Origin of the sequence: Paenarthrobacter nitroguajacolicus (assembly GCF_007786235.1) — a bacterium.
Lineage (GTDB): Bacteria > Actinomycetota > Actinomycetes > Actinomycetales > Micrococcaceae > Arthrobacter > Arthrobacter nitroguajacolicus_A.
Map to the genome: position 1 here is coordinate 1 of NZ_VNFK01000006.1, position 13,993 is coordinate 13,993.

Here is a 13,993-nt window from a genome sequence, read left to right on the forward strand (position 1 = left end):
GGCTTCTCCGACACCCGCCAAGCCGCCCGCCGCTACTTCAAAAACGACACCCACTCCATCGTCGCCAAAACCCTCCAACTCCTCGCCGCCAAGGGAGAAGTTGAAGAAGGCGCCCTGGAGAAGGCCATCGAAAAGTACCGGCTCCTTGATGTGAATGCCGGCACCACCGGCGGAGCAGGCGGCGACGCCTAACACCCCACGGGCAAGTCCCACGGAACAGCAGTATCCGCAACGGCGGCTTTCACCGAAAGGTGGGGGCCGCCGTCGGGCTTTAATCAGGCCGGAAGAGGCTCCCAAGGCACGTGACCGGCAACAACGTCAGTTGTAGCCTTCTCACAAATGGAGCTTGCCCGGGATGGGCCGTATGCTCGTTCCATGGCAGAGCCCACCAAAACACCTACCAAGCGCAAGGCAGCAACCCAGGCATTGTCGCCGGAAAAGGCCGAGACTCTGCGGCAGCTCCGCGCCAATGTGGGGCAATTGTCCACCAGCACCATGCGCAAGCTGGAAAAGTCACTGCCTTGGTACAGCCGTTTGAGTTCCGATGAGCGCTCGGCGTTGGGCTTGGTGGCCCAGAACGGTATCGCCGCGTTTGTGACGTGGTACGAGCGTCCTAGTTCACCGTCGTGGATCCTCACCGACGTCTTTGGGAACGCCCCGACGGAACTGACCCGCTCCATCAGCCTGCAGAAAGCCCTGCAATTGATCCGTATCGTGGTGGAAGTCGTCGAGGACCAGGTTCCCGTGATTGCTCCGGAATCGGATCAGCCATCATTGCGCGAGGCCGTCCTGCGCTACTCGCGCGAAGTGGCCTTCGCAGCAGCCGATGTCTACGCCCGGGCGGCCGAGTCCCGCGGATCGTGGGACACCCGACTCGAAGCGCTGATCGTGGACGCCATCCTGCGTGGTGAAAATACTGACGCCTTGAGGTCCAGGATCGCCGCCCTCGGCTGGAAGGCACAGGAGCGGTTCACAGTCATGGTGGGCAATTCGCCGTCGGAACCCAGTGCGAGCTACGTCAGCGAACTGCGCCGGACCGCTGGGCGTTTCGCCGAAGACGCGCTGGTGGGAATCCAAGGTGACCGGCTCATCCTGATTCTTGGTGGACTCCAAGATCGTGACACCGCCTACCTGAAGCTCAGTGAACTATTCGCCCCGGGGGCCGTGGTTTATGGTCCGGAGGCGGGTTCGTTGTTGGAGGCCAGCAGCTCCGCCCAAGCTGCCTTTGCAGGCCTCACAGCTGCCCGAGCGTGGCCTTCAGCGCCGCGCCCCGTAGCCGCCGACGACCTGCTCCCCGAACGCGTAGTTTCCGGAGATGACGCCGCACGCCGGTCATTGATCAAGAACATCTACCGACCACTGTTGGCGGCCTCAAATGGCCTGGTGGAAACCCTCGGGACCTACCTTGAACTGGGGCATTCATTGGAGGCCACGGCCCGGGAGCTGTTCGTCCATGCCAACACCGTGCGCTACCGTTTGAAGCGTGTCTGCGACGTGACTGGCTGGGATCCGCTCCTCCCGAGAGAGGCGTTCGTCCTGCAAACGGCGTTGGTGGTGGGCCGGCTTTCGGCACAACCGAAAGCCTCTCCCGAACGTCACGCGTCACGTTCACAGAACTGAACCGTTGTAGACTTCCTACAAACTGACCCAGTGAGCTTGGTGTACCAAAACACCAGTGGATCACGTGGCAATTTGGAAAGCTGGATACGTGCTTGCAATCGTCTGCCCTGGACAGGGCTCCCAGACCCCTGGATTTTTGGCCCCTTGGCTGGAACTCCCCTCCGTCGAAGGCCAGCTGGCCTCCCTGAGCGAGATCGCAGGCATTGACCTCAAGGCCCACGGCACCACCTCGGACGAAGAGACCATCAAGGACACTGCGGTAGCGCAGCCACTGATTGTCGCTGCCGGCCTGGTGGCCGCAAAGTCCTTGTTCGACGTCGAACTCAACACGCTCCCCGTCATCCTTGCCGGACACTCTGTTGGCGAGATCACGGCCTCAGCGCTGGCTGGAGTCCTCACAGAGTCCGAGGCCATGACCTTCGTCCGCGAGAGGGCCAACAGCATGGCGGCAGCAGCTGCGGTGACCCCCACCGGCATGAGCGCAGTAGTGGGAGGCGACCCCGCCGAGGTCCTGGCAGCCATTGAAGCTTCTGGCGCCACACCGGCCAACGTCAACGGCGCAGGCCAGACTGTCGCTGCGGGCACGTTCGAACAGCTCAAGGCCCTGGCAGAGAACCCGCCGGCGAAAGCGCGCGTCATTCCGCTCAAGGTTGCAGGCGCGTTCCACACTTCCCACATGGCTCCGGCCGTCAGCGCGCTTGAGTCCCTCAAGCCCTCGCTGTCTCCGCAGAGCCCAACCGTTCCGCTGTTGTCGAACTACGACGGCCAGGAAGTCACGGCAGGACCTGCCGCCGTCGAAAGCCTGATCGCCCAGGTGTCCCGGCCTGTTCGCTGGGATCAGTGCATGGAGACGCTCGTTGAACGCGGCGTGACCGGTGTTATCGAGCTCGCCCCTGCGGGGACGCTCGCCGGCCTGGCCAAGCGTGGCATGCCGGGCGTGAAGACCGTGGCCGTCAAGACCCCGGATGACCTGTCCGCGGCTCTGGCACTTTTCGCTGAATTGGAGGGACAGGCATGAGCACCCCCGTACTCAAGAAGGCCGCTGTCAACGAGAATGCCCGCATTCTGGGAATCGGCGCCTACCGCCCGGACGTCATCGTCACCAACGACGACGTCTGCCAGTGGATCGACTCCTCTGACGAATGGATCCGCCAGCGGACCGGCATCATTACCCGTCACCGGGCCGCCGCCGACGTCAGCGTCATCGACATGGCCGAAGGCGCCGCACGTGAAGCCCTCCAGCAAGCGGGGATCGAACCGTCGCAGCTGGGAGCGGTCATCGTCTCCACCGTGACGCACCCCTACGCGACGCCTTCGGCTGCCGCTGCGCTCACCGATCGTTTGGGCGCGACGCCGGCACCCGCCTTCGACATCTCGGCCGCCTGTGCGGGGTACTGCTACGGCGTGGCCCAGGCTGATGCCTTGGTCCGGTCCGGCGCGGCAGAGTACGTCCTCGTGGTCGGTGCAGAGAAGCTCTCGGATGTCATCGACAACCATGAACGCACAATTTCCTTCCTCCTCGGTGACGGCGCCGGCGCCGTTGTGGTGGGCCCCTCCGAGACCCCTGGCATCGGTCCTTCCGTCTGGGGATCCGATGGCAGCAAATGGGATGCCATCGGCATGACCCACTCGCTCGAAGACGTCAAGAAGCTTGGCGAATCCGCCAGGCACTCCGACGAAATTGACGATCCCGCCATCCTTTCCGCAACACAGGATGTGTGGCCGACCCTGCGCCAGGACGGCCAGACCGTCTTCCGTTGGGCCGTGTGGGAAATGGCAAAGGTAGCCCAGCAGGCCTTGGATGCCGCCGGCATCGAAGCCTCGGATCTCGCTGCGTTCGTTCCCCACCAGGCGAACATGCGCATCATCGACGAAATGGTGAAGAAGCTGAAGCTTCCGGAGTCCGTTGTGATCGGCCGCGATATCGCTGAAGCCGGGAACACGTCTGCGGCCTCCATCCCGCTTGCAACCCACCGTTTGCTTCAGGAAAACCCTGAGTTGAGCGGCGGCCTTGCCCTGCAGATCGGCTTCGGCGCCGGATTGGTCTTTGGCGCCCAGGTCGTGGTTCTGCCGTAGACCTGGACTGGCCCCGGTGGCCTCCAGCCAACTGAATACGACTTACAAACCCAAACCGTATCCGCGGTTTGCCCCCTTTCCGGCAGCAGCCGGTACAACAAGAAAAGGAGCCAACAATGGCTAGCAACGAAGAAATCCTGGCCGGCCTGGCTGAAATCGTCAACGAAGAGACCGGCCTCGCCACTGAAGCCGTAGAGCTGGACAAGTCCTTCACCGAGGACCTGGACATCGACTCCATCTCCATGATGACCATCGTTGTCAACGCTGAAGAGAAGTTCGGCGTTCGCATCCCCGACGAAGAGGTCAAGAACCTCAAGACCGTCGGCGACGCCGTCAGCTTCATCGCCAACGCACAGGCCTAGTCCTGACACCAGCTGTGCCGGGCCGGGACCCTTGTCCCTGTGCCCGGCACAGCCGCAGTAAGCCCAAAGTTTTTAGTGCCTCCTCCTGTGCAACCTGCAGGGGATGGCTTATCCGACAGAGAGTGATCGCATGGCACGCAAAGTAGTCATAACCGGTCTGGGGGCCACCACTCCCATCGGCGGCGACGTACCCACAATGTGGCAGAACGCGCTGAAAGGGTTCTCCGGCGCCCGCACGCTCGAAGATGAGTGGGTGGCCAAGTACGACCTCCCCGTTCACTTTGCTGCCAGGTGCTCTACGCCGGCCCTTGAAGTACTGAGCCGGGTTGAGGCCAAGCGCATGGACCCGTCCACGCAGTTTGGCGTCATCGCGGCCCGTGAAGCTTGGTCCGACGCCGGGATTGAAGAGATCGACCACGACCGTTTGGCTGTAGCTTTCGCCACCGGCATCGGCGGCGTCTGGACGCTCCTGGATGCCTGGGACACCCTCCGGGACAAGGGCCCCCGCCGAGTCCTTCCCATGACCGTTCCCATGCTGATGCCCAATGGTGTTGCTGCCGCGGTCAGTCTTGACCTTGGTGCCCGCGCCGGAGCACATACTCCGGTTTCTGCCTGCGCATCAGGCACCGAAGCCCTCCACCTTGGATTGGACCTGATCCGGTCCGGCAAGGCGGACGTAGTGGTATGCGGCGGCGCCGAAGCAGCCATCCACCCCATGCCCTTGGCCGCGTTCTCCTCGATGCAGGCGCTCTCCCGCCGCAACGACGACCCGGAACGTGCCTCCCGCCCGTACGACATCGACCGTGACGGTTTTGTCATGGGCGAAGGTGCCGGCGCCCTGGTCCTTGAGGCCGAGGAACACGCAATCGCACGTGGCGCACGCATCTACGCCGAACTCGCAGGAACGTCGGTGACCGCGGATGCCTACCACATCACGGCACCGGACCCCGAAGGCCTGGGGGCAACCCGAGCCCTCAAGGCCGCAATGTTCGACGGCCGCATCCAGGCCGAGGACGTTGTGCATGTCAACGCCCACGCCACGTCCACTCCCGTTGGCGACAAGCCTGAATACACGGCCCTGCGTGCCGCCCTGGGCACCCATGTGGACAACGTGGCGGTCTCCGCCACCAAGTCCCAGATGGGACACCTCCTGGGCGCTTCAGGCGCCGTTGAAGCCGTGCTGACGGTCCTGGCCGTCTACGAGCGCAAGGCACCGGTCACCATCAACCTCGAGAACCAGGATCCCGAGATCCCCCTCGACGTCGTGACGTCGGTCCGGGACTTGCCCGCCGGCGATATCGTCGCATTGAGCAACTCGTTCGGCTTTGGCGGACACAACGCCGTGATCGCCGTCCGGAACGTCTAAGTCGGACTCGACGACTCGCCTCCAGGTGACATGAAGAGGGCCCCACCAATTGGTGGGGCCCTCTTCGTAGCTATGGGGTGTTGCTTGCCCGAGACTGCTAGCCGACCTGATGCAGCCAACGCACGGGTGCGCCTTCAGCCGCGTGGCGGAACGGCTCCAGCTCTTCGTCCCAGGCTTCACCCAGGGCCAATGACAGTTCGTGGTAGACGGCTGAAGGGTCCCCGGCACCGGACTCGTATGCATAGCGGATTCGGTCTTCGGTCACCATGATGTTGCCGTGCACATCCGTGACGGCATGGAAGATCCCAAGCTCCGGCGTGTGCGACCAACGCGCTCCATCTACGCCTTGGCTCGGTTCCTCGGTGACCTCATAGCGCAGGTGCGCCCAGCCCCGCAGTGCCGACGCCAACTGAGCCCCTGTACCGGGCGTCCCGGTCCAGGACAACTCGGCGCGGAACATTCCAGGCGCAGCTGGCTGAGGGGTCCACTCAAGATCGGTCCTCTTGTCAACGACCGACCCGATGGCCCACTCAACGTGCGGGCAAAGTGCCGTCGGGGCCGAGTGCACGAACAGGACACCGCGGGTTGTTGCAACAGACATTCCATCCTCCATAGCTGTAGGTACGTCTTCCCCAACGACCTCTGCCTGGATGTGTTGCTGCCGGATGCCATGAAATCCATGTGGGCCCTGACAGGCTATTTACTTGTATGAAGTACTACTGACGATATTGGCACAGAAGTAACCCTCGACCGTTCATTGAAGGTTTCCCCGTGGTGCTTTCATTTTGCCGTACGCTGCCTGTTTCCGCCAGTGCAGCTCGTGGGAGGTCATGTTCACGCCCGCGGGTGAGCCTGCTGATAGCTCCTGCGGAGCCGATCCACTGAGACATGGGTGTAGATCTGAGTGGTCGCCAGGCTGCTGTGGCCCAGGATCTCCTGGACGGCGCGCAGGTCGGCTCCCCCATCCAGCAAGTGCGTTGCAGCGCTGTGCCTAAGCGCGTGGGGACCTGTCGCCGACGTGTCGCCCAGCGCTTGCAGGAGTTCGTTCACCACCGCGCGGATCTGCCGGGGATCCACGCGCTTGCCCCGAACGCCGAGGAACAAGGCCGGTCCACTGGTGGGGGTCGCCAGCGCCGGCCTTCCCCGCCTCAGCCAATCATCTACTGCAAGTGCCGCCGGAACACCATACGGCACAGTGCGTTCTTTGTTTCCCTTGCCCACGACCCGTAGCGTCCTTCGGTCGGGATCAAGATCGTCGATATCCAGGCCGGCCAGTTCGCCGACTCGGACTCCCGTGGCGTAGAGCAGTTCAACCATCGCCCGATTGCGGACAGCCAGGGGGCCTCCGTCGCCGGCCGCCGTGTTCAGGTCGTCCACCATTCGCGTGACCTGCTGCTGTTGCAGGACACCGGGCAGGGACTTGTCCCGCTTAGGTGCCTGCAGGCGAATCGCGGGATCCGTGGTGATGAGCTCCTCGCGCAGGGCCCATCCCGTAAATGCCCTGGCGGTTGCCGCGCGGCGCGCTAAAGTAGCCCTCGCCATTCCAGCCTCACTTTGCGCGCCAAGCCAGCGTCGGAGGGATCCCAATTCCAATTGCCCGAGTTCACTGATCCCCTCCTGGACGGCAAAACCGAGGAGGCTCTCAACATCTGCCAGATAGGCGCGTAAGGTGTGTGCCGACCTCGCGCGTTCACCCTCCAGATAGCGTCGAAAGCCTTCGACTGCAGCTTGCAGGGATGTTGGTAGTGATTGTCCGTCCACGCTTCCAACTGTGCCAGCAACAGCGAGCAAGGGAGTGCAGCAACATGCGTGTTCTTGTGCGGGGGCTACCCGCCCTTGGCCCGCTTCCAGCCACCCCTTTCCGAACACGCCAGCCCCAACAATCCGAGGCGTCCCAACCCCGCCCGTACGGACTCCGGGCTCAGTCCTGCCACCACCGACAATTTCTCTACGGAACTGGTTGACCGGAGCGGTAAGGCGTCCAGAAGTATGAGGTCCTCCATGGAAAGGTCGTCGTGTGGTGCGGAGCCCGCTGCCTTGTCCACGCTGCCCGTTACGCCGATAGCGCCTGCCAACTCCACGATCTCGCCAACGTCGGTGACGCAGACGGCTCCCCCATCCCTGAGCAGCCGGTGGCAGCCTGCGGAGTTGGCACTGTGGATGGAGCCAGGGACAGTAGCCACTGCCCTGCCTATGGTCTCGGCGTGGTGGGCGGTGTTGAGGGCACCCGAACGCCATCGGGCTTCCACCACCACGGTGACGGATGCCAGCGCTGCGATGATCCGATTCCTCTGCAGGAACCTGTAGCGGGTTGGTGCTGACCCCGGGGGTACCTCGGAAATGACCGCCCCTTGGGTGGACACCGCTCGGAGGAGGTCTTCGTTGCCGGAGGGGTAGAAGCGGTCTACGCCCCCTGCCATGACCGCGATGGTGGGCACGCTGGCTACACCGCCATTGAGTGCTCCGCGGTGCGCATGGGCGTCAATGCCATAGGCTCCACCGGAGACCACCGTGTAACCTCGTTGGGCCAAGCCATAGGCGAAGTCCCCGGTCACAGACCCTCCGTAACTTGTACTGTCCCTCGATCCCACCAGGGCAACGGCTTGCCGCGCGCTCGGCAGCGGCTGTTCGTGTCCGCGCCACCACAAGCACAGGGGCTCCTGGAGGCCCAGATCCTCCAGTTGCTCCGGCCACGAGGTATCCCCCGGGATGATCAACCTGCCGCCCAGCCGGCGCATGGTCTCCAAGTCACGCTCCGGCGCAAGGTCCGGGACGCGGGGCGCCCATCGTCTCAGGCTGGCCGAAAGCCCGGCCCACGCAGCCGGCCCACCGCCCTCGACGAGCAGGGCGGAGATCTCCCGTTCCAGGTCAAGCCCCGTGGCTACTTCTCCGGTGGCCACACCCAGGGCGTCGACTGCCCCGACAGCACGCACCAAGGCCAGACCTACTGAGTCCTGGGGTTCCATGAGGCGCGCCAGGGCAGCCCGTGCAATCCGTTCCCTGTCCTGCCTGCCCACTACGGCCACTCCTGAACTTCCCTTCACTGTGCTGTGTTTTCTTCCCGTTGCCGTGTTTTCTGCCCGTTGCCGTGTTTTCTGCCCGTTGCCGTGTTTTCTGCCCGTTGCTGCATATTCCCCGCTGCTGTGACTCATGTTGCGGCCGCCGCCTGGCGGAGCCCGAGTGCTTGCCCGATATGGTCGATGTCCGGGCTGTCGCTGCGTCCCAGGTCGGCAAGGGTCCACGCCAGCCGCAGGACACGGTCATATCCACGGGCAGTGAGGGTCCCCCGTTCGAGCGCCGTATCCAGAATCCGGGTAGTTCCGGGAGGCAAACGAAGTTGGCCCCGCAGCGTCCGCCCGGGGACCTGCGAATTGGTTTCGAGCCCGAAGGTCCGCAAGCGCTGGAACTGCCGCAGCCGGGCCGCAAGCACCCGTCCGGCCACCGTGGCGGTGTCCTCTTCCCTGCCTGAGTTGCCGAAGTCGGCCAAGGACACCCGTTCCACGTGAAGTTGAATATCTACCCGGTCCAAAAGCGGTCCGGATATTCGTCCGAAGTACCTTCGCCGCATCATGGCCGTGCAGGTACATTCCGTGCCCTTACCCGCAGCCTTACCGCAGGGACAGGGGTTGGCTGCCAGTATGAGTTGGAATCGTGCGGGATAGGCCGCCGTTCCGGCCGAGCGGTGGATCACCAGTTCGCCGCTCTCCAGGGGCTGACGGAGGGCATCCAGCACGCGGCGTTCATACTCAGGAGCTTCGTCCAAAAACAAGACGCCTCTATGTGCCCGCGAGGCGGCCCCAGGCCTGGGGAGCCCGGAACCACCACCGATGATGGCTGCGGCCGTGGCACTGTGATGGGGATTTTCGAAGGGCGGCCGGCGAAGCAACCGCACCGCGGACGACTGGACAGCTGCCAGGGAGTGGATCGCCGTAACCTCCATGGCGGCCGTATCCGCAAGATCGGGGAGAAGCCCCGGCAACCGCTCCGCCAGCATGGTTTTTCCAGCCCCAGGCGGACCGGTGAGCAGCATATGGTGTCCGCCGGCGGCGGCCACTTCCAAAGCCCGGCGGGCCTCTCCCTGTCCCGAAACGTCGCAAAGATCCGGCGCAAGGGTAGCTGTATCGGCCTCATCCGGTACGTCCTCACCGGGGGGATCGTAGTCCAGTGCCAGGTCCTTGGGATCTGCCCCGAAGTCGAAGGCAAGCCGGGCAAGTGTCTTATAGCCACGAACGTTTGCTCCGGGAACCAACGCGGCCTCAGCGGCATTCGCCTCAGCCACCACGATGTCCGGATAGCCGGCCTGTACGGAAGCCATCACCGCCGGCAAGATGCCCCGGACGGGCCTCAGCCTTCCGTCCAGGCCAAGCTCGGCGATGAAGACAGTCCCACCAATGGATTGGATGTCGTCCGCTGCACGAAGCACAGCCATGGTGATGGCAAGGTCGAAGCCGGAACCCCGCTTAGGGAGGGAGGCCGGGATCAGGTTGGCCGTGATTTTCCGACGGCTGAGGGGTATGCCCGAGTTCTGGGCGGCAGACCGGATACGCTCCTTGGCCTCGTTGAGGGCCGCGTCCGGTAACCCCAGAATGACGAAATTGGGGAGGGTCTGGCCGATATCGGCCTCCACCTCCACGATGTAGCCGTTCAGGCCAACCAGGGCGACGCAGTAACTGCGACCAACGCCCACCTAGACAACACCCCGCAAGTGCTCCAGCTGCGGATGCCCCACACCGCTGTCTATCACCGATACGACGTCGACGCGTCGTCGTGGCGCGTTGAGCTGGTGCGCGCGGCACCACGACGAAGCCAGCCGGTGGAGGCGGGCCAGCTTGGCCGCACCTACCGCTTCAAATGGATGCCCGTAGTCAAGGCTCCGACGGGTCTTCACTTCCGCCACTACAAGGGTGTCGCCTTCCAACGCCACGATGTCTATTTCACCGTCGGCGCACCGCCAATTGCGGTCTACGATCCGCATTCCCTGGTTCTCCAGGAAATCGGCCGCCAACGCCTCGCCGTTACGGCCCAGCAGGTCTTTTGCTCTCATGACCATCACCTCCGATACCAGCTTTCAGGCTGGTAGCGGTTGGCGGCAGGGCGTCAAATAGCTATGTGCGTAAACCCTCAAGAATTAGGGTTGTGGAGGAAAAGTCGCCCGCGAACAGGCTAGTTGCCGAGATCCCCCAGGCCGCCGTCCTTGGGCAAGGCGAGGTCCTCACTCCGGGGCAGTTCTTCGACGTTGACGTCCTTGAACGTGATCACCCGGACGTTCTTCACGAAGCGGGCCGAGCGATAGACGTCCCAGACCCAGGCATCCTGCAGGGTCAGGTCAAAGTAGACTTCCCCGTCCGCACTGCGGGCCTGAAGATCAACATGGTTGGCCAAGTAGAACCGTCGCTCCGTTTCAACAACGTAGCTGAACAGACCGACTACGTCCCTGTACTCGCGGTAGAGCTGCAGCTCCATGTCGGTTTCATAGTTCTCAAGGTCCTCGGCGCTCATACTTCCATCTTGCACTATCTGCCGGGCAGCCAGCGCCACCCCGTGCAGCAAACGCCGTAGCGCATCAAACGCCGTAGTGCAGCGGTCGCTGCCCGGCCCCGATCACTCCAGCAGCTCGGGTCCGGTGAGGTGCCAACTGGTCCGGTGATAAGCACTGGGACCCTGCAGGCGGATCACATCCCTGTGCGCGGCGGTGGCGTAGCCCTTATTCTCGTTCCAGCCATAAGCGGGTAGTTCGGAATGCAGGTCCACCATGATGCGGTCCCGCGCTACTTTGGCCAGAACACTGGCCGCCGCAACGCTGAGGCAGCTCATGTCTGCCTTTACCCTGGTGTGGACAGGAGCTTCGCACCAAGGACCAGAGTCGGAGGTGTCGAAAAGCGAGGCCTGAACTTCCGGGGAAAGCCAGTTGTGGCTACCGTCCAGCAGCACCATGTCGGGGCAAACGCCGGACGCCAGGACGTCAAACCAAGCGCGAGTACCTGCCAGGCGCAATGCCGCAATGATGCCAACCTCATCAATTTCCCGCGAGGACGCGTGCCCCACTGCGGAGGCAACTGCCCAGTCACGTACGAGCGGTTCCAGTCTGTCGCGGTCCTCGGGTTTGAGCAGCTTGCTGTCCCGCACATCAGCCAACAGACCGTGGTCCTGGAGGTTCACCACGGCAATGCCAACGCTGACCGGGCCCGCCAGAGCTCCCCGCCCAACCTCGTCCACGCCGGCCAGCAATCGCACGCCGGACGACAGGAAAGATCGTTCGACATCAAGGGTAGGGAATTTCACCGGGGCCTTGGCCTTTGCGGCGGGCAGGGTCTTCTTCCGGGTGGTCGTCGTAGCCATTACTTCGCCGGGGTGCCTTCAGGGACGTTACGGAAAACATCCTGGTAGTTGTCGAGGATGGTCCACCGGCTCACAGGCCAGGCGATGACAGTGGCCTTTCCTTCGATGTCAGCCATGTTGATGAAGCCTCCGTTGGCTTCCTGGTGGGCCCGGGAGTCCGCAGAGTGGTTGCGGTTGTCCCCCATGACCCAGACCTTGCCGTCGGGAACCACGATGTCGAAGGGGTTCGGCTGGGGTATTTCGGCCGGGTTGATGTAGGTTTCGTCCACGGGCACGCCGTTGATACTGATGCGACCCTCCGCATCACAGCAGGAAACCCGATCACCGGGGAGCCCAATGACGCGCTTGACGAGGTGCTGCTCATTGTCATCTGCGGCCAAGCCTACGAATTCGAGTGCATCCCCTACCCAGTCCATCGGACCGGCAGGCTTTTTCTCCACGGCAGGCAGCCAGCCTTGGGAGTCTTTGAAGACCACCACATCGCCATGCTGCAGCGCGAAGGGTTCAGGGACCAGGAGGTTGATAAAAATTCGGTCATTGACGTCCAATGTGCTTTCCATGGACTCAGAAGGTATGTAGAACGCCCTGAACAAGAAAGTCTTAAGTAGGAAGGACAACACCAACGCGATAGCCACCACAGTGACAATCTCCTTGACCCACACCAGCACGGGATTCTTACGTGGTTTTTCCGCAGCGTGAGCGCCTCCCTCGGAATCACGCTGACCGCCATTGCCTTCGCGGGACACGCCAGTGTCCGCCGGGTTGGACTCAGCCACACCAGCAACGCCGGCCGTTCCGTCCGAGAGCCGGGCGTCGTCGTCGTACCGCTCGGGATTCTCAGGAGCTTTGTCCGGCATTTACTGTCCGTTCTTCAAGGGTGTCTCGGCCTGCGTCGAGCGAGGCATCTCTGCAAATCTATCAAGGGGCCAGATGATTTGGACCGGCCGCCCGATAACGCGTTCCGTGGGAACCATGCCGCCGCCCGGCGCTCCCAGCAGTCCACGCGAATCTGCTGAACGTGAGCGGTGATCGCCCATCAGCCAAAGGCGGCCCTCAGGCACCACGACATCGAATTTCTGCTTGCTGGGTTCGTCCCCTTGGAACACATAGGGTTCCTCAAGCGGCTGACCGTTGACTGTGAGAAGGCCGTTGGCGTCGCAGCATTGGACGCGATCCCCCGCGACCCCAATGACCCGCTTCACGTATGTCGTGTCGCTCCCCGTCAGTCCAAACCATTGGCTGGCGGCCGATACGGCGTCGACGAATGGGCCCTTGCCGCTGCTCAGCGGGGCGAAGGAACCGCGGCCATCGAAAACCACCACATCGCCCCGACGGATCGGTTCGGAACTGTAGGCCGTGCGCGAGACCAGGATCCTGTCCCCCGCTCCCAGGAGCGGTTCCATGGACTCCGAGGGAATGTAATACACATCAAGCCACAGCGACCGCACAAGCCCGCTGATCGCGATGGCGAGGACCAGTGCGAGCAAAACAAAACGCCAGCCCTGTTTCCGGGGCCGGCGTTCTGATGTTTCCATGATTCGTATCCCTGTTGCGTTGCGGATTGCTCCGGAACAACCGGGCACGAATCCTGGACCCGTTACGTAAGTCGGAGGACTTACTTGGCGAAGTCGCGCTTTTCCTTGATCTTCGCAGCCTTACCGCGCAGTGCGCGCATGTAGTAAAGCTTGGCGCGGCGGACGTCACCCTTGGTGACGACCTCGATCTTCTCGATGATCGGGGAGTGTACCGGGAAGGTACGCTCTACGCCGACACCGAAGGAAACCTTGCGTACGGTGAAGGTTTCGCGAACGCCGTCACCCTGGCGGCCAAGGACGAAGCCCTGGAAGACCTGGACACGGGAGTTCTTGCCTTCGATGATGTTGACGTGAACCTTGAGGGTATCGCCCGCGCGGAACTCCGGAACATCGTTACGCAGCGAGGCTGCATCTACGCTATCGAGGATATGCATTAATCCACTCCTGGTGAACGCCACAGGTCATTCACTTTGGGTTACGACGGACAAGCCCGCGGCGCGAAGGCCAGCCGGAAATTTCCGCCGAAGTTTTCTTGGTGTCCGGTTTCGCCACTGATTGGCGCCACCGGGTTGCCCGACTGTTGGCTGATCTCCCCCTGTGGCAGGTGTCAGCCCAGTAGACACGAGGGTTAATTCTGCCACAAGCGCGACCATCCGGCCAACTGGCGGGACCAGAACTCCCGACGACGGCGGGCG

16 protein-coding genes are annotated in these 13,993 nt (G+C 63.0%); 6 read left to right on the top strand and 10 right to left on the bottom strand.

The window, feature by feature from the left end:
• The 6 genes from FQP90_RS09275 to FQP90_RS09300 form a co-directional block, all read left to right on the top strand.
• Positions 1-192: hypothetical protein (locus FQP90_RS09275; RefSeq protein ID WP_144649517.1), on the top strand; the 192-nt coding region annotated here is incomplete at its 5' end.
• Positions 193-375: 183 nt separating this feature from the next.
• On the top strand, positions 376-1,620 hold the full coding sequence (locus FQP90_RS09280; RefSeq protein WP_144649519.1) for a PucR family transcriptional regulator: 1,245 nt from the start codon (positions 376-378) through the stop codon (positions 1,618-1,620).
• Positions 1,621-1,708: 88 nt separating this feature from the next.
• Positions 1,709-2,638 carry an ACP S-malonyltransferase gene (locus tag FQP90_RS09285; RefSeq protein WP_208759977.1) on the top strand — a complete coding sequence of 310 codons (930 nt, stop codon included), beginning with the start codon at positions 1,709-1,711 and terminating at the stop codon, positions 2,636-2,638.
• Complete coding sequence (locus FQP90_RS09290; RefSeq protein WP_144649523.1) at positions 2,635-3,696, top strand: beta-ketoacyl-ACP synthase III; 1,062 nt, start codon at positions 2,635-2,637, stop codon at positions 3,694-3,696. The genes FQP90_RS09285 and FQP90_RS09290 overlap by 4 nt, the downstream gene beginning before the upstream one ends.
• A gap of 116 nt (positions 3,697-3,812) precedes the next feature.
• Positions 3,813-4,058 carry an acyl carrier protein gene (locus FQP90_RS09295; RefSeq protein ID WP_011692310.1) on the top strand — a complete coding sequence of 82 codons (246 nt, stop codon included), beginning with the start codon at positions 3,813-3,815 and terminating at the stop codon, positions 4,056-4,058.
• Positions 4,059-4,188: 130 nt separating this feature from the next.
• Positions 4,189-5,424, top strand: coding sequence for a beta-ketoacyl-[acyl-carrier-protein] synthase family protein (locus tag FQP90_RS09300; RefSeq protein ID WP_144649525.1), 1,236 nt, complete (start codon positions 4,189-4,191; stop codon positions 5,422-5,424).
• Positions 5,425-5,521: 97 nt separating this feature from the next.
• Here the strand turns inward: FQP90_RS09300 and FQP90_RS09305 are convergent, their stop codons facing one another.
• From FQP90_RS09305 to rplS, 10 genes are all read right to left on the bottom strand, one after another.
• The gene (locus tag FQP90_RS09305) at positions 5,522-6,025 is read right to left on the bottom strand and encodes a DUF3145 domain-containing protein (RefSeq protein WP_026005636.1); all 504 of its coding nucleotides are present in this window, start codon (positions 6,023-6,025) and stop codon (positions 5,522-5,524) included.
• Between the two features lie 233 nt (positions 6,026-6,258).
• The gene (locus FQP90_RS09310) at positions 6,259-7,185 is read right to left on the bottom strand and encodes a tyrosine recombinase XerC (RefSeq protein WP_144649527.1); all 927 of its coding nucleotides are present in this window, start codon (positions 7,183-7,185) and stop codon (positions 6,259-6,261) included.
• A gap of 65 nt (positions 7,186-7,250) precedes the next feature.
• On the bottom strand, positions 7,251-8,390 hold the full coding sequence (gene dprA, locus FQP90_RS09315) for a DNA-processing protein DprA (protein WP_244296673.1): 1,140 nt from the start codon (positions 8,388-8,390) through the stop codon (positions 7,251-7,253).
• A gap of 182 nt (positions 8,391-8,572) precedes the next feature.
• Complete coding sequence (locus FQP90_RS09320; protein WP_144649531.1) at positions 8,573-10,111, bottom strand: YifB family Mg chelatase-like AAA ATPase; 1,539 nt, start codon at positions 10,109-10,111, stop codon at positions 8,573-8,575.
• On the bottom strand, positions 10,112-10,477 hold the full coding sequence (locus FQP90_RS09325; RefSeq protein ID WP_208759978.1) for a YraN family protein: 366 nt from the start codon (positions 10,475-10,477) through the stop codon (positions 10,112-10,114).
• 110 nt (positions 10,478-10,587) lie between these two features.
• Positions 10,588-10,923 carry a DUF2469 domain-containing protein gene (locus FQP90_RS09330; RefSeq protein WP_144649535.1) on the bottom strand — a complete coding sequence of 112 codons (336 nt, stop codon included), beginning with the start codon at positions 10,921-10,923 and terminating at the stop codon, positions 10,588-10,590.
• A 102-nt stretch (positions 10,924-11,025) separates the two neighbouring features.
• Entirely contained in the window at positions 11,026-11,763 is a 738-nt protein-coding gene (locus FQP90_RS09335) for a ribonuclease HII (RefSeq protein WP_144649537.1), read from the bottom strand.
• On the bottom strand, positions 11,763-12,620 hold the full coding sequence (lepB, locus tag FQP90_RS09340) for a signal peptidase I (protein WP_144649539.1): 858 nt from the start codon (positions 12,618-12,620) through the stop codon (positions 11,763-11,765). Before lepB (FQP90_RS09340) ends, FQP90_RS09335 begins: the two co-directional genes overlap by 1 nt.
• Positions 12,621-13,298, bottom strand: a complete 678-nt coding sequence (lepB, locus tag FQP90_RS09345; RefSeq protein ID WP_144649541.1) for a signal peptidase I — start codon at positions 13,296-13,298, stop codon at positions 12,621-12,623. It lies immediately after the preceding gene.
• A gap of 80 nt (positions 13,299-13,378) precedes the next feature.
• Complete coding sequence (gene rplS / locus FQP90_RS09350; RefSeq protein ID WP_144649543.1) at positions 13,379-13,732, bottom strand: 50S ribosomal protein L19; 354 nt, start codon at positions 13,730-13,732, stop codon at positions 13,379-13,381.
• Positions 13,733-13,993 lie beyond the last annotated feature (261 nt).